This window comes from Mesobacillus maritimus, from assembly GCF_044803185.1.
GTDB classification, from domain to species: domain Bacteria; phylum Bacillota; class Bacilli; order Bacillales; family Cytobacillaceae; genus Mesobacillus_B; species Mesobacillus_B maritimus_B.
Map to the genome: position 1 here is coordinate 2,791,649 of NZ_CP085225.1, position 19,153 is coordinate 2,810,801.

At 39.8% G+C, this 19,153-nt stretch carries 18 protein-coding genes; 14 read left to right on the forward strand and 4 right to left on the reverse strand.

Features of this window, described 5'->3' with window-relative positions; genetic code table 11:
• The first annotated feature begins 100 nt into the window (after positions 1-100).
• From LG336_RS13485 to LG336_RS13525, 9 genes are all read left to right on the forward strand, one after another.
• Entirely contained in the window at positions 101-973 is an 873-nt protein-coding gene (locus tag LG336_RS13485; RefSeq protein WP_404333013.1) for a LysR family transcriptional regulator, read from the forward strand.
• Positions 974-1,055: 82 nt separating this feature from the next.
• Entirely contained in the window at positions 1,056-1,472 is a 417-nt protein-coding gene (locus tag LG336_RS13490) for a hypothetical protein (protein ID WP_404333014.1), read from the forward strand.
• Between the two features lie 40 nt (positions 1,473-1,512).
• Positions 1,513-2,040 carry a redoxin domain-containing protein gene (locus LG336_RS13495; protein WP_404333015.1) on the forward strand — a complete coding sequence of 176 codons (528 nt, stop codon included), beginning with the start codon at positions 1,513-1,515 and terminating at the stop codon, positions 2,038-2,040.
• 212 nt (positions 2,041-2,252) lie between these two features.
• Complete coding sequence (locus tag LG336_RS13500) at positions 2,253-2,384, forward strand: FbpB family small basic protein (RefSeq protein ID WP_221871904.1); 132 nt, start codon at positions 2,253-2,255, stop codon at positions 2,382-2,384.
• 68 nt (positions 2,385-2,452) lie between these two features.
• On the forward strand, positions 2,453-2,596 hold the full coding sequence (locus LG336_RS13505; RefSeq protein ID WP_404333016.1) for an acid-soluble spore protein N: 144 nt from the start codon (positions 2,453-2,455) through the stop codon (positions 2,594-2,596).
• Positions 2,597-2,739: 143 nt separating this feature from the next.
• Positions 2,740-2,967 (forward strand): small acid-soluble spore protein Tlp, encoded by a 228-nt coding sequence (gene tlp, locus LG336_RS13510; protein ID WP_221871629.1) that lies wholly within the window; start codon positions 2,740-2,742, stop codon positions 2,965-2,967.
• Positions 2,968-3,068: 101 nt separating this feature from the next.
• A complete protein-coding gene (locus LG336_RS13515) occupies positions 3,069-5,390 on the forward strand; it encodes an AAA family ATPase (protein WP_404333017.1) in 2,322 nt (773 codons plus the stop codon).
• A 3-nt stretch (positions 5,391-5,393) separates the two neighbouring features.
• Positions 5,394-5,834 carry an acyl-CoA thioesterase gene (locus tag LG336_RS13520; RefSeq protein WP_404333018.1) on the forward strand — a complete coding sequence of 147 codons (441 nt, stop codon included), beginning with the start codon at positions 5,394-5,396 and terminating at the stop codon, positions 5,832-5,834.
• A gap of 4 nt (positions 5,835-5,838) precedes the next feature.
• Positions 5,839-6,129, forward strand: a complete 291-nt coding sequence (locus tag LG336_RS13525; RefSeq protein ID WP_404333019.1) for a hypothetical protein — start codon at positions 5,839-5,841, stop codon at positions 6,127-6,129.
• Positions 6,130-6,762: 633 nt separating this feature from the next.
• On the opposite strand, the gene LG336_RS13530 is transcribed toward LG336_RS13525, so the two are convergent.
• Both LG336_RS13530 and LG336_RS13535 read right to left on the reverse strand, forming a co-directional pair.
• Entirely contained in the window at positions 6,763-7,053 is a 291-nt protein-coding gene (locus LG336_RS13530; RefSeq protein ID WP_404333020.1) for a HesB/YadR/YfhF family protein, read from the reverse strand.
• Positions 7,054-7,191: 138 nt separating this feature from the next.
• Entirely contained in the window at positions 7,192-8,355 is a 1,164-nt protein-coding gene (locus tag LG336_RS13535; protein WP_404333021.1) for a CapA family protein, read from the reverse strand.
• Between the two features lie 298 nt (positions 8,356-8,653).
• On the opposite strand from LG336_RS13535, the gene LG336_RS13540 reads away from it, so the two are divergent.
• Positions 8,654-8,815 carry a hypothetical protein gene (locus LG336_RS13540; RefSeq protein ID WP_404333022.1) on the forward strand — a complete coding sequence of 54 codons (162 nt, stop codon included), beginning with the start codon at positions 8,654-8,656 and terminating at the stop codon, positions 8,813-8,815.
• Positions 8,816-8,931: 116 nt separating this feature from the next.
• Here the strand turns inward: LG336_RS13540 and plsY are convergent, their stop codons facing one another.
• Entirely contained in the window at positions 8,932-9,528 is a 597-nt protein-coding gene (gene plsY / locus LG336_RS13545; protein ID WP_404333023.1) for a glycerol-3-phosphate 1-O-acyltransferase PlsY, read from the reverse strand.
• Between the two features lie 195 nt (positions 9,529-9,723).
• Between plsY and LG336_RS13550 the strand changes: the two genes are divergently transcribed.
• A complete protein-coding gene (locus tag LG336_RS13550) occupies positions 9,724-10,137 on the forward strand; it encodes a CoA-binding protein (RefSeq protein WP_404333024.1) in 414 nt (137 codons plus the stop codon).
• A 323-nt stretch (positions 10,138-10,460) separates the two neighbouring features.
• Complete coding sequence (gene helD / locus LG336_RS13555; RefSeq protein WP_404333025.1) at positions 10,461-12,779, forward strand: RNA polymerase recycling motor HelD; 2,319 nt, start codon at positions 10,461-10,463, stop codon at positions 12,777-12,779.
• 77 nt (positions 12,780-12,856) lie between these two features.
• Here the strand turns inward: helD and LG336_RS13560 are convergent, their stop codons facing one another.
• Complete coding sequence (locus tag LG336_RS13560) at positions 12,857-14,275, reverse strand: S8 family peptidase (RefSeq protein ID WP_404333026.1); 1,419 nt, start codon at positions 14,273-14,275, stop codon at positions 12,857-12,859.
• Positions 14,276-14,660: 385 nt separating this feature from the next.
• Here LG336_RS13560 and parE point away from each other — a divergent pair, with 385 nt between their 5' ends.
• Together parE and parC are read left to right on the forward strand one after the other, a co-directional pair.
• Positions 14,661-16,640 carry a DNA topoisomerase IV subunit B gene (parE, locus tag LG336_RS13565; RefSeq protein WP_404333027.1) on the forward strand — a complete coding sequence of 660 codons (1,980 nt, stop codon included), beginning with the start codon at positions 14,661-14,663 and terminating at the stop codon, positions 16,638-16,640.
• A complete protein-coding gene (gene parC, locus LG336_RS13570; protein WP_404333028.1) occupies positions 16,637-19,084 on the forward strand; it encodes a DNA topoisomerase IV subunit A in 2,448 nt (815 codons plus the stop codon). The genes parE and parC overlap by 4 nt, the downstream gene beginning before the upstream one ends.
• The last annotated feature ends 69 nt before the right edge of the window (positions 19,085-19,153 follow it).

Consider the following 19,153-nt stretch of genomic DNA (forward strand, 5'->3'; position numbering starts at 1 on the left):
TAGGTTAAAAGACAAAAATAATCGTATCATAGACAATATCTATTCGAAAAATATATAATTTATATAGAAACCATACTTTTTTTATATAGAAAGGAAACCTATGGACTTTAAACAATTACGTTATTTTATCGCGATTGCGGAGGAAAAGAACATTACTGCGGCTGCTAACCGGCTTCATATGTCACAGCCTCCCCTAAGCATGCAGCTAAAGCAATTGGAGGAGGAACTAGGGGTCCGGTTAGTAGAACGGAACGGTAAGAAGATGGAGTTAACCGATAAGGGAACTTTGCTCTACCAGCATGCTCTTCATCTTGTAAATAGCATGGAAGAAGTGAAAAACGAACTGCAGGAAACAGAAGAAGGGAAAAAAGGTACCCTATCGGTTGGCATTAATACTTTATCTGTCCCTGATTTTTCGCAATTGCTGCAATCCTTTCACGAACTGTACCCGCTCGTTTCGTTAAAAATTGTTCAGAATGATTCGTTTTACCTAACAGAAATGGTAAAATCTCGGGCAATTGAGCTGGCTTTTGTACGTCTACCGCTTGAACATCGAGGTCTAGCTTATCATCAGTTATTTAACGAACATTTTGTGTTTGTCAGTCGGGAACCGAGGGGGACAATTACACTGGAGGAAATCTCAAATATCCCGTTAATCATCCCGAGTACAGAGGGGTTAGGGAGTTACAACACCATCCTTGAGGCCTTTTCAAAGGAACAGCTTCAGCTAAAAAGGATCGCTGAATGTTCTGATATGCATATCCTTATAGAATTGGTAACAGCAGGGATGGGAGCGACGATTATTCCTAAGTCTGTCTTTAGTGAATATGGAAACGAGCAAATCTATTCCTCTACTATTAGCAATGCGGATTTATTTTCTTCGTTAGGCATCATTTGGTTAGAGCATCATTTTGTCTCAGCGCCCGCTCGAAACTTTTTGAAGCTGGTTAAAGAGAACAGAGATTTTCGTTGAGAACGGTGACCTATATCATAGGTAATGGCGATAGTCTTAGCTTTTAATAATGGATAGAAATACATATAGGGAGTGTAACGTGTTGAATGCTTTTCAGCTTGGACCATTTATTATTAAACACACTTGGCTCTATGCCATACTTGCGTTGGTGATTACTTATTTTTTGCTTAAAAAGTTACTGAATGAAAACCAAGATTTTCTAGGGGAATTTCTGGACGCTTTAGTGAATTCTTTGTTTATTGGTGTTTTATCATTTAAAGCCAGCATCCTCTTATATCGACCGGAATTGTTAACTACTAACCCATTAGGAGCTTTATATTTATCAGGTGGGCTTAAGGAGTGGTTGACAGCTATTTCTTTAGCCCTCCTTTACATGTACTGGAAAGCTAAAAAGAATAAATGGCCTGCTCGTTTAACCATGAGAGGGATTGTTTATGGAATTGTCACATTTATAACCGCTTTTTGGCTTCTTCGCACCTTATTTTTACTAGTCATTTAGGATAAAATACATCTACATTGGATGATTATGAGGTGGATGTATGATAAAAAAAGGACTAACGGTTCTACTCTTATTGCTACTTTTTGCGGTCGCATTATCGCAAGCAATGGGCAATGAAGACCAAAATACAAACGTCGCCACACAAGAAGCAATTACAGCCACGGTGGAAGTTGCCGGGCAGGCACCTAATTTTACTTTAAGTACTTTAAAAGGGAAAGAGGTCAAGCTTTCCGATTTTAAGGGACGAAAAGTCATGATTAATTTTTGGGCTACGTGGTGTCCACCATGTAAAGCGGAAATGCCGGCCATGCAGCAATTATATGATCATGCTAATGGCTATATGGACATCCTTGCGATTAATATTGACCCAAAGAATGATGTATCAGGATTTGTTCGTGAAAACCAACTTACTTTTCCAATTCTTCTTGATGAATCAGGAAAAGTAAACGAAGATTATTCGATTATATCCATTCCAACAACTTTTCTAATCAATGAAGAAGGCATGATTGAGAAAAAACATATCGGTGCGATGACATTGGAACAAATGGAAGAGTTTATTATAGAGTAGGACAATTGGTCTTCCAATTGTCTTATTTATTTTTAATCAAAGCTACAATCAGAGATGATTTTAATCTTGTTAAGAAAAGCACAAACCAATAGGTTTCTACATAAAATTATTGGGTATTTAAAAAAGGTATTAAATTTTCAAAAAGTTGTAATAATTGCAACCGTTTCCGGGCATAATAACTGTTACAATGATAACAAAGGAAGGTGAGCACAATGAGAAAGCCTAGAAAACGTTCTTTTGAAGAACTTGTTTTAGAAAATAAACGCCAAATCCTTAACGATCGCGATGCAATGGAAAAGCTTGAGGCTAAATTAGAGCAAAAGCGTCTTAGCAAAGCGGAGTAAAAGCATTCTTTTTCCATAAATGAAACCCCCTCCTTCAGGAGAAACTGAAGACAGAGGAGGGGATTTAAATGGGTAACCCAAAACGCAAAAGCAAATACTTTGTCCCAAGCCATCTAGGCACACAGCCAAGACAGGCTGGTGGAAATAAAGGGAAAAAAATGCAGGATACATCTGGTGAACACGCTCAGGTCATTCAGACTAAAGGCGAATAATAATGCAAAACCCGTCTGTTTTTTGGACGGGTTTTATTTTTTTAAACACCCCGACCGTTATTTTCGATTGACACTCTTTTCCTTTATATTATCAAACCTTGATACACATACTAAACTCGGTCGCAAAAAGGGGGTAGAAACGAATGGCTCATAATAAACCAAATCCAGATGATCGCAGTGATAATGTTGAAAAGTTACAATCCATGATTCATCATACAATTGAGAATATGGAAGAAGCTGAAGCAGCGATGGAATTCTCATCTGCTGAAGACAGAGCACAGATTGAGGCAAAGAATGAACGCCGCCGTGATGCAATTGATGGGTTCCGTTCAGAAATCAAAGATGAGGCCCATTCCCGCAAGGATTCTTAAGATAGCGACCTAAAGACTTGTCCAATGGGCAGGTCTTTTCCTTTTTGGAACAAAAATATGGTAAGATACGGTTTAATCCTATATTAAAAGAAGTGGTGTAAATGGAACAGCAAAGAAGGAAATCAGAACATAAAGCTCAAGTAGATAAATGGGAGCAAGAATTTAATAAACAAGGCTTCATTCATGATGAAGGTGCGCTATTAACGTACATAAAAACCCTCTCGGATGAGGCAAATCAGCATGAGAAAGCGGATTTACTTGCCATAGCTGCGCTTTCACGTTCAAAACAAACTGGGAATGACGCAGTTGTCCTCACCTGGATGGAAAGAGTTTTACATATCGATCCAACAAATCAACGAGCAAAGCAATATCTCGCTTCGCATAAATGGAAAGGGATGGAGGGAGCGTTTACCGAACTCACCTTTCCACCATTAAGGGAAACAGATAATCGAGCAGCAAAAAGAAAAACGGCCGAGCAATTTATTGATATTTGTCGAAGGTTCTTAGATAATACCGAAAAACAACTAGAACAACTTCAAGGACTTCATGCTAAAGAAATTCGCGGTTTTGAGGAGCAATACGAGGTAATAAGCGGTCTTTTAGAGGAGGCTGTAAAAGAAGCGGCAGCTCTTTTAAAAGCCTCTGAGGAATATGAACAGTCGATATCAGGAGTTTTCCATACTTCAGTCCATTATGAAGAAATGAAGCTCCGGTTAAAACGCCTTGGCGAACTCAAAGCGTTATGGGAAAAAGAATTTATTCAAGAAGCAAAAACGGATGAAGAAGACGATCCCTTAACTGAATTGAAAAATCTGATAGGACTTGAATCGGTTAAAGAGCGTGTCAATCGGTATTATCAGTTTCTTAAGTATCAAAAAAAGCGGAAAGACCTTGGTTTTCAAACCAAGGATGCATTAAGTTTAAATATGATTTTAACAGGAAATCCAGGTACGGGTAAAACGACTATAGCTCGATTATTGGCTAAAATTTACTACCAGCTTGGTGTACTTCCAAGGTCAGAGGTCATTGAAGCGGACCGCTCACAGCTCGTTGGAGCGTATGTGGGACAAACAGAGGAGAATGTCCGTAAGTTTGTAGAAACGGCCCTTGGTGGTGTTTTATTTATCGATGAGGCCTATAGTTTAAAGCGAGAAGGTCAAACGGGGAATGACTATGGACAAACTGCCGTTGATACGCTTGTATCGCTTATGACAGGTAGCGAATACGGAGATAAATTTGCCGTCATTCTTGCAGGTTATCCCGAGGAAATGCGACAGTTCCTTGACGCTAACCCAGGACTGAGAAGCCGTTTCCCAAATTCGAATATCATTCACTTGCCAGACTACAACGATGACGAATTACTACAAATCGGCGAACAAGCGGCCTTTGACAATGACTATGTATTATCAGAGGAAGCCAAAATAGAGCTTTTAAATCGAATTGAACGAGAACGGGTGGATGATACCTTCGGAAATGCACGCACTGTTAGAAACATCGTTCAAGATGCGATTTTCAAAAAAGGCTCAAAAGCAGTGGAGGAAGAAGATCTCTTCAGCTATTCATTGTTAGAAAAAGAAGATTTCGTCAGTGAAGATGCCAAAACAAATGAAGATGCAAAGGAACAACTTAACAGTCTGATTGGTCTAGAAAATGTGAAGCAAGAAGTTCGTTCCCTTATCTCTTTTGTGAAAATGCAACAATTACGACAAGAAAAAGGCTTACAGGCTGTACCTATCCAACTCCACTCTGTGTTTACCGGGAATCCTGGGACAGGGAAAACAACGGTGGCAAAGATCTATGCAGAATTGCTTAAAGAATGTGGAATTTTAAAACGTGGCCATCTGATGGTTGGCAGTCGAGCCGATTTTGTTGCCGGTTATGTAGGTCAAACGGCGATTAAAACCAAAAAGAAAATTCGCGAAGCGCTTGGTGGGGTGCTCTTCATCGATGAAGCCTACTCGCTACTTAGTCAAGGGAATGGAGATTTTGGTAAAGAGGTAATAGATACATTAGTCGATGAAATGACTCGTCATAATGAAAATTTAGTCGTAATCCTAGCAGGCTATCCAAATGAAATGAATGAGTTACTGGAAAGCAATCCCGGACTTCGGTCGCGATTTAAAAAGTTTTTCCATTTTCCAGATTATACCGCTGCTGAACTTTTAGAAATTATGGATGGATATGCAGCAAACTATCAATATCAGCTGACAGAAGAGGCTAGTAGCTTTATCCTCCATCACTTACAAGCAGAACCTATGGGTGGAAATGGTCGATTAGCCGCAAATCTTATTAATGAAGCCATACAATCTCAGGCTTTTAGGTTGATGGAGTCAGATCCATTGCTGGAGTTGACAGAAGAGGCTATGAGCCTAGACAAAGAGGATTTTGTAAAAGCATTAGATAAAGTAAAAAAAGGGGAATAGTAAATGCATATTTCAACGAAGGAAATTGAGGTTCGATACGCAGAAACAGATCAAATGGGAGTCGTTTATCACTCAAATTATTTAATCTGGATGGAGTTAGGGAGAACGAAGTTAATTGAGGATTTAGGCTTTAATTATGCTGAGATGGAGAAGGAGGGAGTGATTTCGCCTGTTATCGATATCCAAGCTTCCTACAAAACGCCTGTTCGCTACGGTGAAAAAGCGTTAATTAAAACATGGGTGTCTGAATATGATGGTTTGCGCGTGACCTATAGTTATGAAGTATATACAGGTTCTGGGGAACTTTCTTTGACTGGCACTTCACGTCATGTGTGCGTCAAAAAAGATTCATTTCGCCCTATTTCCATTAAACGTTCGTACCCTGATTGGCATGAGGCTTATATGAAAGCAAAAGGCCAGCCCGAACCTTCAAAAGGATCTTAAATTTATGGCATTTGGGATTAAGCGTGAGGAATTGATAGAATGGAAAGCGAAGGTCGCCCGTGGAGAAATTGCCTTTATTACTCATTACTGGTTGGACGACCGCTTTCCAGGAACCAAAAGTGTAACAAAGGTCGGGTGTAGGGATATAGAAAAGTTAGCGGCTTGGGGAAAGCAGTACGGACTTGAACCACAGTGGATTGATAAACGAAAAGCCACCATGCCTCATTTTGATTTGTTCGGCGAACGACGCGATGCTATTTTAAAAAAGGAAGGGCTAGAGCATCTGATTTGGTAGAATGATTGGCAGGGAGTGTATCCACGGTAAGAATTAATATTGAAAAAAGTTTGGGTATAAATGAACCCAAGCTTTTTCGTTTATGTGTTATTAAGAGGAGACTTACAAGGAAATTCTTTTCAGATAATAGCATGTAGGTATTAAGGAGACGGGCTGAGTCAAGGACAGAATGCTGTTAAAAAAGTGAGAAAGTGTCCATGAGAGGGGCTTTCAAGGACAGAATGCTGTTAAAAAAGTGAGAAAGTGTCCATGAGAGGGGCTCTCAAGGACAGAATGCTGTTAAAAAAGTGAGGAAGTGTCCATGAAAGGGGCTCTCAAGGACAGAATGCTGTTAAAAAAGTGAGGAAGTGTCCATGAGAGGGGCTCTCAAGGACAGAATGCTGTTAAAAAAGCGGAAAAGTGTCCATGAGAGGGGCTCTCAAGGTCAAAATGCTGTTAAAAAAGCAAAAAAGTGTCCATGAGACGAGCTCTCATGGACAAAAATCTTCTAAATAGCCTTCTAAGTGTCCTTAAGAAAGTACTCATGGACTAAACAACTGTAAATATCATTAAAGCGGTCATGAGACAACCGACACATGGAAAACCCTCATACTAAAAACCTCAATATGTACCTAATTAAAGAGCTTTTCCACATTAAATATATTTATATTCAGGTTCTTGAGCATTCTGGTTAAACTCGACCTTTAAGTCATGTCCATCAAAATACCATAAATCCTTCTCAAGAATATAATAGGTAATCCCGTTTATCTTCACGCTAGGCCCTACGGTTGTTTCTGGCTCATCATTTGACATTCCGAGAGAAAACCCTTGCTGGACCGGGCTAGCCCCACCATAGCGGGCAAAAAAGCGGATATATCCCCCATCAGTAAGATCTAGTTCATCTTGAAACCATTTAGCAGCCTCATCGCTAATTGTGATATTCATAATCAAACTCCTTCCATGATGCATCTGTCTATTATAAGGTTTATTAAAATAGCCTGTCTAAGTATTTGCTTTCACACCTTCATTATTATGGCAAAAAACAGATAAAAAACTCCCATTTACGTATGGGAGATAAAATTCTTAATCAGCTTTTTTTAGTGGTTCTGTCATATGCCCCATAATTTCCTCGTACTTGCTCTGTGCATGTTCTAAACCGTATTTTCCTGCCTGTTCTAACGGCACCACTTGATAATTTCGTTGACCACTACTAGATACATAAGTCGGATTAAACTCCGGGTTGGCAAGTTCAATGGTTGATCCAGTAGGTGTTATTTTTTTAATAATATCAAGTGAAACCATGCCGCCAATATCCTTGAAATCCCACATTTGTCCTGATAAAAAATTACCTAGTGAATAAACCACAAAAGCCTTGCGACCATCGTCAGCCTGTATCCACTCCATCGGCTGAAGCACATGGGGATGATGACCAAAAACAATATCGACGCCCTCATTTACAATAAAGTGAGCTATTTCTTCTTGAATGCTATCAGGAAAGCGCTGATACTCATTTCCCCAATGAATACTCATCACTACGACATCGGCTACGTCTTTGGCACGGTGTATTTCTTCTTTCATCGCTGCTTTATCGATTAAGTTGACGAGAAAATCTTTTCCTTCAGGTACTGGTATTCCGTTCGTGCCGTATGTATAGGAAAGATAGGCAATATTTATTCCGTTATGATTAAGAATTCTTAGGCGTTGTTGATCCTCAGCATTTTTAAATGAACCAACATAAGGCAATCCTACCTCGCTTAAATAACTCATCGAGCTTTGTATTCCTTTTTCACCCTTGTCGAGAGTATGGTTATTGGCCGTTGAGACAATATCCACTCCTGCATCAATCAATGCATCGCCAACTTCTCGTGGACTATTAAAGGTAGGGTAACCCGATAACCCTAATTCCACGCCGCCTAGAATCGTTTCTTGATTCGCCAAAAGAATATCAGGCTTTGTGAGGGTATCCTTTACATGGGAAAACATTGGTTTAAAATCAAAACCATCGGCCGTTGCTGCGTCTAGAAAAACGGTATCATGGATAAGAATGTCACCAATCGCAGCAATGTTAACACTTTCTTGATAGGTTTTCCCTGCAACTGAAAGGTCACGTTTAATATGGTCTTCTTTTGATAAAACTACGTTTTCTTGTGTTGTACTTTGTACCGTTTGTCGATAAAAGATTCCCGTAGCTACTGATATCAGTACCAGAATCCCGATAGTCAAAATCCATCTGTTTTTCTTTTTCATGATAAACGCTTCTCCCTTTGGCCCTAATGGAGCATATTTATTTTCCATTCACTATGGATAATATAATATGGATGTTGAGATTTGATTAAATTTGACGAAAAAGTTCACAAAATGTTCACAAATCGTCATAAATATGAAATTATTTACAAATTCAGTGAGTTGGGGTGAAAAAATGTTCACTATCACGGATCGTGCCTACACTGCACTCAAAGAAGCTGTCGACAATGAACAAAATGAAAATGAAAAGCTCTTTATTCGGGTATCCATGGGTATTGGTTGAGGAGGTCCAAAGCTACGGTTGTCTCTGGAAGAGCGACCTTTAACAGATGATCGCACGTATACCTTCGAGGAGCTTAAAGTTCTTATACACGAGCAAGACTTTATTTATTTTGACCATACAAGGCTAGATTATGTTACCGATTCACGAGGTATTGCTCGTTTTCAACTACTACAAGTGTAAGAGTCCTTTTTATCCATTAAGTAATTCTATGGCTAAAACATTCATTTTTAAACCCATGAAAAAGAGGAAAGGCTGATAAGATTTGCCATTCCTCTTTTTGTGGACATGTTTACGACTTAATTGCGTTTTTTAAATAAATTTACTTTCGGCTCTGTCTTTTCTTTAATTCTACTAATGTTCGCTCTATGCCGATAGATGACAAAGGCCATTAAGCAAAATACGACGATGATTAAGGCAATATCCCCGGTAGAGAGCGCATAAATGAATGTCGCAATCGCTGTTAAGATGGAAGATAATGATACATATTTAGTCAGTAGAAGGCTCCCGATAAAAAAGATAAGCATAAACAAAAATAAAAACGGTGCATAGGCAAGCAAGATTCCCCCGGAGGTTGCCACCGCTTTTCCACCCCTAAACCCAGCGAAAATGGGATACATATGGCCAATAACAGCGAAAATCCCGACCAAAAGCATATGTAAATTTACATCGAAGATAAGCGGTAAACTCGCTGCAAGTGTCCCTTTAAGAATATCTCCAAGGGTTACGGCAATCCCTGCTTTTACCCCTAATGTTCGGAACGTATTGGTTCCACCTAAATTTCCGCTCCCATGCTCTCGAATATCCTTTTTGTAAAAGAGCTTGCCCACAATGAGCCCGGATGGTATTGATCCTAGCAAGTAAGCTAATAAAAGAATAAGACCATTTACTGCCATTCAAATTTCCCCTTTAAAAATAATATAGTTATTGTACCACGTTCTTAAGAAATATCTGCTATTTTTTCACCCAAGCCTATCTTCCTTTTTCTAATATCCCAAAAATCAATCTTCTTTGAGTGCATTTCTAGACAAACCTAGGTTAAAATGAAAAGGAGAACAAAGAATAGAAAAGAAAGGTAGCGGTGGTACATAATGGCAATTGAAAATCCTAGTCGTGAAGAAATCGGAAGCATGTTAAAAAAATCAAAGCGGATTGCTGTGGTTGGCTTAAGTGAAAATCCTGAACGAACTTCGTATATGGTTTCAAAGGCGATGCAGGATGCAGGGTATGAAATCATCCCTGTTAATCCAAAGGCTGATGAGATTTTAGGAGAAAAGGCGGTTTCGTCGTTAAAAGATATTGAGGGACATGTTGATATTGTTAATATATTCCGTCGTTCTGAGTTCTTGCCTGAAATCGCTCGTGAATTCGCTGAAATCGACGCTGAGATCTTTTGGGCTCAGTTAGGGGTGGCAAATGAGGACGCCTATCATTTTTTAAAGGAAAAGGGATATACTGTCATCATGGACCGTTGTATAAAAGTCGAGCATGCGATGACCAAGTAATCATCTATTCTGCGCGGGACCAATTTGGTTCCGCGTTTTCCGTCGATACTTAGAGGGAAAAAAGTAAAAATGAACAATGAAACTCAGGCATACTATACATATTGCACCGAAATTTTTGGTCTTTAAGGACCTGTTTGGGTAAAGGGGTGTTAAAATCCAAGAGCCAATTTTAACGTAAGAACAGCTAGTTATTAGGTTTTAAATATGTTTGTAGCTCTTTTCTCATAATTGCAGTTTTTGCAGATTAGAATTAACTCTGCTCAATAGTCTTTATCTTCAAAAGCAACAAAGTTTGAGAAAAGAGCCTTTCAAGGAGTGAGAGGATGAGCGAAAACGAGAAAGAACTACAGAAAGAACAGGAAAGAGTAAAATGGATTACCTCCCAAATTAAAAAGAAGTTCCAAAAACTCCAAAAGCATACAGGGAAAATTGGATCTGAAGCGCTCCATATCCGTAGCACTTTCTGGGAAGACGTAACTGTTAATTTTGATGAACCAGATGATATAGGTGAAACATATACAAGTATCAAACAACAGGTTGAGCTCTTATCTGAACGGGAGCGTAGCCAAACCCAAATCGATAATCAACTAAAAACCTTAACCAGACTGCAAAACTCTCCATACTTTGGACGAATCGATTTTAAAGAAGAAGGAATAGGTGCGCAAGAGTCGATTTATATTGGTGTGGCTTCGTTCATGGATGATAAAGAAGAGGAGTTTTTGATTTATGACTGGCGGGCGCCTATCTCAAGTCTATATTATGATTACGCACCTGGGCCAGCGCAATATGAAACTAGCCTTGAAAAGGTTACGGGCGTCATTGAGTTAAAGCGGCAGTTTGTGATTAGAGAAGCGGAAATTAAAGCGATGTTTGATACGGGCGTGACAATCGGTGATGAAATGCTCCAAGAGGTTCTCGGGAATAATGCCGATACGCAAATGAAGAGCATTGTTGCCACGATTCAGAAAGAACAAAATCAAATTATTCGCAATGAAGATAGTAGGCTTTTAATTGTGAAAGGCGTTGCCGGCAGTGGGAAAACATCGGCAGCGATGCAGCGAATTGCCTATTTACTTTATCGCTATCGAACTATCATAAAATCAGAAAACATTATGCTTTTTTCACCAAACCCAATGTTTAATAGCTATGTTGCAACCGTCCTTCCTGAACTAGGGGAAGAAAATATGCAACAAGCCACCTTCCAAGAGTACTTACTTTCAAGAATCGGCAGAGAATATGAATTAGAAGACATTTTTAGTCAAATGGAGTACCTACTAAGTCAAAGCGAGGATCACGACTATCCTGTACGGCTCGAAGCGATTCGGTTCAAATCAAGCTTACAATTCAAAGGTCTCATTGACTCATATGTAAATGAATTAAAGGATAAAGGGTTACTGTTTCGTGATATAACCTTCCGTAAACAAGTCTTGTTTACAAAGGAACAGTTAGCTGAGTATTTTTATTCTCTAGACCGAAATGTCTCTATTCCAAACCGAATCCAATTGTTGAAGGAATATCTTCTAAAGGATTTGAAGAGAAAAGCGAGACAAGAGCAGAAGAAAGAGTGGGTAGAGGAAGAGATACAATTTCTCGATAAGTCAGAGTTTCTGGATGCGTATAAACAACTGCAAGAAAAAAAGAAATTTGACGAAGATACTTTTGATGATTATGAGCGTGAGCAAAAGGTACTTGCGAGAATGCTCGTGACAAAGCGCATGAAACCAGTATTCAACATGGTGAAAAAGTTGAAATTCATAAATTTGAAGGGGATATATGGCCAATTATTTCGCCCACAAGATCACCAGTCGGAACATCCAGAAACCTGGGGGAAGATTTCAGAGCTAACCTTAAAGTCGTTAAAGCAATCACGCATGTATTATGAGGATTCTACTCCATACCTATATTTACAAGATAAAATTGAAGGACGAAAGTCGAATACCGGTATTCGCCATGTGTTTATTGATGAAGCCCAGGATTACACTCCGTTTCAATTTGCTTTTATCACCCAATTGTTTCCGTATAGCAAGGTAACTCTGCTTGGAGACTTGAATCAAGCGGTCTATGCGGGCCCTACAGATTCGGAAACGGTGTTAGCGGAGGACGCGCTAGGGATTGACGAAAAAGAAGTGATAACTTTGTCTAGAACCTATCGATCCACAAGACAAATTGTAGAGTTTACCCGGGAATTACTTGAAGATGGGGATAAAATTGAACCGTTTAATCGGAATGGCAACTTACCAGTGATAACAATTCATCAAAACCATGATAAGCTTCTTATGGCCATTATAAAAAGAATGCAGGAGTGGAAAACAGAGGGTCATAAAACGATTGCTGTTATTTGTCGAACAGAGCAAGAAAGTAAAACTGTTTTTGAAGCGCTCGCCCCTCATTTAGATGCCAGATTGATTGAGAAAGGTACGATTGCTTACGAACGGGGGATTAGTATTATCCCAGCATATTTGGCAAAAGGAATTGAATTTGATGCCGTGGCGATTCATGATGCTTCTACGTACAAAGAAGAGGGAGAACGCAAACTCTTTTATACAGCTTGCACGAGGGCCATGCATGAATTAGACTTATTTGCGACAGAAACCCCACCTTTTCTTAACGGGATAAGGAAAGAGCTATACCAACTTAATTAAGAATAGGGAAGGCCTTTAAAAGGTCCTTCCCCTTTTTTATAAATCACTGTGGACGTGGTATCTGTTCTAAGCCTTTTTTAACGAAAGAAGTTTCGTCTTTCATTTGCTTTCTTTCGTGTGGAATGAGCATTTTCTGCCGCTATCAGTGCTTTGTTTACATCTATTAAGCCACTACCGAATTGGATATCTTTTCCCTTTGCTCCAAGATCTCTTGCAGAGCTTTGAATTATAGTAATGACTTCGTTATTGGTCAGTTCTGGGTTTGCTGATTTAATTAACCCAGCAAGTCCAGCAACATGTGGAGCCGCCATTGATGTGCCTGAAAGAGACGCATATTGTTCGTTAAAGTACGTACTAGGGATATATACACCGGGTGCAGAGATATTGATATAACTTCCATAGTTAGAGAACTCTGCTAGCTTTCCATCATAATTAACAGCTGATACACTTAATACTTCTGGGTAAGCGGCTGGATAGGATGGTTGTCTTGTGCTATCATTTCCGGCAGCGGCAATCATGACAACATCGTTATTGTAGGCATACCGGATTGCTCTTTTTAACACATTCGACTCCTTATAGTTCCCAAGGCTAAGATTGATGACGTCAGCACCACTGTCAACCGCCCAGATGATTCCCTTAGCAATATCAAAGGTGGTCCCATACCCTTCGGCACTCATCGCCTTAATTGGCATGATCTTATTAAACCAAGTTAACCCTGCTATTCCTTCACGATTATTGGTTTCAGAGGCAATGATCCCAGCTACATGGGTTCCATGGCCATTATCATCATCAGGATTTGAATTATCACCTAGGATATTGTATCCTTCAACAAGTCTGTTAACCAAATCAGGGTGATCCAAATCCACACCTGTGTCAATGACAGCAATCGTGATGTCTTCATCACCTCTAGAGATATTCCAGCCTTGCTCTGTCCCAATAACAGGAAGGTTCCATTGGTATTCTTCTTGGTAAAATTGGTCATTTGGCAAATTGAGGGTTTTTGTTCCGGTAACGTCATTTTGCATTAATAAATAATGCAATTCAACAAAGTCCACATTCGATTTGCCTTTAAAATAATTTAGTACGGTTGGAGCTTCCATACTTCTTGAACGGAAAAGGAACAACAAGCCGTCTTTTTTTATTACACGACCATCGATATCCTTTTCTATATGTTCTAGTTCATCGTCAGAAGGTAAGCTTTTAAAATTTACGGCTACCTCATGATCTAGATAGTGACTGGTATCTTTTTTATTATGATGAAAGTGGGTAACTTCATCACGTTGATCAAGAAATTGTTTAAGATTATTGCCTCGGCCAACGTTGTTAATTTCCATTATCCGTGGGTGATTATGCTCTTCATCAAGAACAACGGGTGGGTTGTCATCAGCTGTTTGTTGGATTGTATTCATTCTACGAGGTTGCAAAATCGTGCTTGAAGCAATTAGCAACAGCACAGCGCAAATCGCAGTAAGTAAAATCATTCTAGATCGATTCAAGGAACAACACTCCTAGAAAAAGTACTTATTACCTTTAGGTTGGTTCATTGACACTAAAATTAATGGCGGGAATCATTGGCATGTCCGTCCTTTAGAGACTTCAACTAGGCTAAAAATTTTTCCGAATTTGTGCCCAAAAAGACAAATTTTATGAATAAAAAATCCAACAATAAGTGAAATCAGTTTGCCAAATCAAGATAAATCGCTAAAATAAAGCATATGAGACTTTAGAAAGTATGGTAAAATATGACCAAGAGCGAACGTGTGTTAGTTCTTTTTTATTTTTATAAAGAGGAAGATTTTTCTAAAGTTATTTTGTTAGATCATTGACAATAGATAAACAAACAGTCAATGTTGTTTTGTTCGTTATGAAAGGGGTATTTTAGTGGCTAGAAACCAGCAAGCTTTTGATTACAACGATGACGCGATACAGGTACTAGAAGGTCTCGAGGCTGTCAGAAAACGTCCAGGGATGTATATTGGTAGTACCGACACTAGAGGCCTTCACCATCTAGTCTACGAAATCGTTGACAACTCTGTTGACGAGGTACTTGCAGGATATGGCGACCATATCATTGTGAAAATACACAAAGATAACTCCATCACAGTTCAGGATAAAGGCCGAGGCATGCCAACAGGGATGCATAAACTAGGAAAGCCAACTCCTGAGGTCATCCTAACCGTCCTACATGCGGGCGGGAAATTCGGTCAAGGTGGTTATAAAACGAGTGGAGGCCTTCACGGAGTAGGTGCCTCTGTTGTTAACGCACTTTCTGAAAAGCTCGTTGTCACCATCAGACGTGATGGATTCGTTTACGAACAAAAGTTCGCAGATGGTGGGAAACCTATCACGACACTTGAAAAAGTCGGCAAGACCAACCAAAGCGGAACAACCATCCACTTTAAACCAGATCCTAAAATTTTTTCCACGATTACTTATAATTACAATACCTTATGCGAACGACTTCGTGAGTCCGCATTTTTACTTAAAGGTCTCAAAATTGAAATCATTGACGAACGAAATGATGTTCGGGAGTTATTTCACTATGAAACGGGGATTCAGGCATTTGTTGAATATCTAAACGAAGAAAAGGATTCTCTTCATCCTGTTGTAAGTTTTGAGGGAGAAAATAGCGGAATTGAAGTCGACTTCTCCTTCCAATTCAATGATGGTTATTCTGAGAATATCCTTAGCTTTGTTAACAATGTCCGTACGAAGGATGGCGGAACGCACGAGGTCGGTGCCAAAACTGCTATGACCCGAGCCTTTAATGACTATGCGCGCAAAGCAGGTTTGTTAAAGGAAAAGGATAAAAATCTAGATGGAGCGGATATCCGCGAAGGACTATCTGCGATTATTTCCGTTCGTATTCCTGAAGAGTTGCTTCAGTTTGAAGGTCAAACAAAGGGAAAGCTAGGGACGAGTGAAGCTCGTTCAGCGGTTGATTCTGTTGTTTCTGAACACCTCTCGTATTTCTTAGAGGAAAACCCTGAAACAAGTTCACTTTTAATCAAAAAATCCATTAGGGCCTACCAAGCACGAGAAGCTGCTAGGAAAGCAAGAGAAGATGCCCGCAGTGGTAAAAAACGAAAAAAATCAGAGGCAATGCTGTCTGGTAAACTAACACCAGCACAAAGTAAAAACGCAGCTAAAAATGAACTTTATCTTGTTGAGGGGGATTCTGCCGGTGGTTCGGCAAAGCAGGGACGCGATCGTAAATTCCAAGCTGTTCTTCCTTTGCGTGGTAAAGTAATTAATACTGAAAAAGCTAAGCTTCAGGATATCTTTAAGAATGAAGAGATCAACACGATGATTCATGCGATTGGAGCGGGTGTTGGAGCTGATTTTAATCTTGAAGATGTGAACTACGATAAAGTTGTCATCATGACCGATGCCGATACAGATGGAGCCCATATTCAGGTTCTGCTTTTAACATTCTTTTACCGCTATATGAAACCATTGATTGAAGGTGGGAAGGTATTCATTGCGTTGCCACCCCTGTATAAGGTCAGCAAAGGCAGCGGCAAAAAGGAAATTATCGAGTATGCTTGGAGCGATGACGAACTAGCAGGCGCCATCAAAAAGATTGGAAAAGGCTATATCATTCAGCGCTATAAAGGTCTAGGCGAAATGAATGCCGATCAGTTATGGGATACAACCATGAACCCGGAATCTAGAACTTTAATTCGCGTTAAAATTGATGATGCTGCACGTGCTGAGCGTAGAGTTACTACGTTAATGGGTGACAAAGTTGAACCGCGTCGAAAGTGGATTGAATCGAATGTTGCGTTTACATTAGACGAAGGCGACACCATCTTAGAAAATGAAAACATTACCGTTATTGAGGAGGGTTCAGAAGAATGAGCTCGGTAGAAAAATTTCGCGACCTCCCTCTTGAAGAAGTCATTGGCGACCGTTTTGGTCGCTATAGTAAATACATTATACAAGAGCGGGCATTACCAGATGCCCGTGATGGTTTAAAACCTGTTCAACGCCGAATTTTGTATGCGATGTATGCTGAGGGAAACACTCATGAAAAAGGATTTAGAAAATCGGCCAAAACGGTCGGGAACGTCATTGGTAATTACCATCCGCATGGTGATTCATCGGTTTATGAAGCGATGGTCCGACTGAGTCAGGATTGGAAAGTTCGAAATGTTTTAATCCAAATGCATGGAAACAATGGTAGTAATGATGGTGACCCACCTGCAGCGATGAGGTATACAGAGGCTAGACTTTCGGCAATTTCCGCTGAATTATTACGAGATATTGATAAAAACACCGTTGAGTTCATTCCGAATTTCGACGACACTTCGAAGGAACCAACTGTTTTACCATCCATGTTTCCTAATTTACTTGTCAATGGGTCGACAGGGATTTCCGCGGGGTATGCAACCGATATTCCTCCACATTCTTTAGATGAAATTATTGAAGGCGTCATTATGCGCATGGATAAACCTGATTGCTCTGTAGAGGAGTTAATGACGGTCATTAAGGGACCAGATTTCCCAACGGGAGGTATTATTCAGGGAGTAGAAGGGATTCTAAAAGCCTATAAAACAGGTAAGGGAAAAGTGATTGTTCGCGGGAAAACCGAGATTGAAACCATCCGTGGTGGGAGACAACAAATCGTCATTACGGAAATACCTTTCGAGGTGAATAAAGCGAACCTTGTAAAACGAATGGATGAGCTGCGGATTGACCGCAAAGTAGAAGGAATCTCTGAAGTTCGCGATGAAACAGACCGTACTGGTCTTCGGATTGTTGTTGAGCTCAAGAAAGATGCCGATGCAAACGGAGTCTTGCACTATTTTTACAAAAATACTGATCTACAAATTACTTATAATTTTAATATGGTCGCGATATATAATAAACGTCCTAAACAAATGGGACTACATGACTTATTAGATGCCTATATTGCTCATCAACGTGAAGTGGTCACGAGGCGTTCTGAGTTTGACCTCCAAAAGGCTAGGGAGCGTCAGCATATTGTGGAGGGTTTAATCAAAGCTCTATCGATTCTCGATGAAGTCATTGCGACAATTCGTGCGTCTAAGGACAAGCGTGATGCTAAAAATAACTTAATCGCCAAGTTTGCGTTTACTGAGGCACAGGCGGAAGCCATTGTGTCCCTACAACTTTATCGTTTAACCAATACGGATGTAACCGCTCTACAAGCAGAGCAGGAAGAGCTAGCAAAGAAAATTGAAGAGCTCGTAGCCATTTTGGAAAGTGAGAAAAAATTGTTGTCTGTTATCAAAAAGGAACTGAAAGATGTTAAAAAACGCTTTGCTGATGGGCGAAGGACCAAAATTGAGGATGAAATTGAAGAAATCAAAATCAACTTAGAGGTCCTGATTGCCAGTGAGGATGTCATTGTGACCGTTACGAAAGATGGTTACATCAAACGCACAAGTCAGCGTTCCTATGCCGCTTCCAATGGTAAAGACTTTGCCATGAAGGATACCGACAGACTTTTGGCCCAGCTAGACATGAACACGAAAGAGGTATTGCTTCTTTTCACAAATAAAGGAAGCTATCTCTACCTACCAGTTCACGAGTTGCCTGATATCCGTTGGAAGGATCTAGGACAGCATATTGCAAATATTGTTCCGCTTGAACGTGATGAACACATCATTAAGGCGATTCCTGTTAAAGATTTCGAACAAGAGGTTTTCCTTCTGTTTGTCACGAAGAACGGCATGGTTAAGAAAACCGAATTAAAACAATATAAAGCACAACGATATTCCAAAACGTTAACGGCAATGAATTTGAAAGGTGACGATGAAACGATTGAAGTTCACCTTACAGATGGAAAAAATAGCTTATTCCTTGTTACTCAGCTTGGCTATGCTCTCTGGTTCTCGGAGGAAGAAATTAGTCCAATTGGAATTAGAGCAGCAGGTGTAAAGGGAATCAACTTGAAGGATGGAGACATTGTGATTGGTGGTAAAATCATTGAAGCTGCCAAAGACCAATCGATAATCCTTGCCACGCAGCGTGGAGCAGTTAAAAAGATGAAGCTAAGTGAGTTTGAATTAGGTTCCCGAGCAAAACGCGGTGTCATTATGCTTCGCGAACTTAAAAGCAATCCACATCGAGTAGCAGGGTTTGAAGTGGCGAAAAATCAAGATGAAATTTTCTTGTTCACGGAAAAACAACAAACCTTCTCATTAAAACCAGAATCGCTTCGATTTAATGATCGTTATTCAAATGGTTCATTTGTTTTTGATGAAAATGAGAGTGGGAAGCTACAAGAGTTGTGGAAACAAGAAGTGATAGAGGAAAAAGCTAAGAGCGAAGAATAATAACTCTTTTGTCAAAAACATGTGCCCTGGTTCATGAAACTGGGGTGCTTTTTATGTGAAAATTTGCCT

Excerpts from the sequence above, each read along its gene's own strand:
- plsY (WP_404333023.1), bottom strand. The coding sequence starts at position 9,528 with ATGGCAGTAAATGGTCTTATTCTTTTATTAGCTTACTTGCTAGGATCA.
- LG336_RS13500 (WP_221871904.1), top strand. The coding sequence starts at position 2,253 with ATGAGAAAGCCTAGAAAACGTTCTTTTGAAGAACTTGTTTTAGAAAAT.
- LG336_RS13485 (WP_404333013.1), top strand. The coding sequence starts at position 101 with ATGGACTTTAAACAATTACGTTATTTTATCGCGATTGCGGAGGAAAAG.
- tlp (WP_221871629.1), top strand. The coding sequence starts at position 2,740 with ATGGCTCATAATAAACCAAATCCAGATGATCGCAGTGATAATGTTGAA.
- LG336_RS13505 (WP_404333016.1), top strand. The coding sequence starts at position 2,453 with ATGGGTAACCCAAAACGCAAAAGCAAATACTTTGTCCCAAGCCATCTA.
- parC (WP_404333028.1), top strand. The coding sequence starts at position 16,637 with ATGAGCTCGGTAGAAAAATTTCGCGACCTCCCTCTTGAAGAAGTCATT.
- LG336_RS13530 (WP_404333020.1), bottom strand. The coding sequence starts at position 7,053 with ATGAATATCACAATTAGCGATGAGGCTGCTAAATGGTTTCAAGATGAA.
- LG336_RS13515 (WP_404333017.1), top strand. The coding sequence starts at position 3,069 with ATGGAACAGCAAAGAAGGAAATCAGAACATAAAGCTCAAGTAGATAAA.
- LG336_RS13495 (WP_404333015.1), top strand. The coding sequence starts at position 1,513 with ATGATAAAAAAAGGACTAACGGTTCTACTCTTATTGCTACTTTTTGCG.
- LG336_RS13535 (WP_404333021.1), bottom strand. The coding sequence starts at position 8,355 with ATGAAAAAGAAAAACAGATGGATTTTGACTATCGGGATTCTGGTACTG.
- LG336_RS13520 (WP_404333018.1), top strand. The coding sequence starts at position 5,394 with ATGCATATTTCAACGAAGGAAATTGAGGTTCGATACGCAGAAACAGAT.
- LG336_RS13550 (WP_404333024.1), top strand. The coding sequence starts at position 9,724 with ATGGCAATTGAAAATCCTAGTCGTGAAGAAATCGGAAGCATGTTAAAA.
- helD (WP_404333025.1), top strand. The coding sequence starts at position 10,461 with ATGAGCGAAAACGAGAAAGAACTACAGAAAGAACAGGAAAGAGTAAAA.
- LG336_RS13525 (WP_404333019.1), top strand. The coding sequence starts at position 5,839 with ATGGCATTTGGGATTAAGCGTGAGGAATTGATAGAATGGAAAGCGAAG.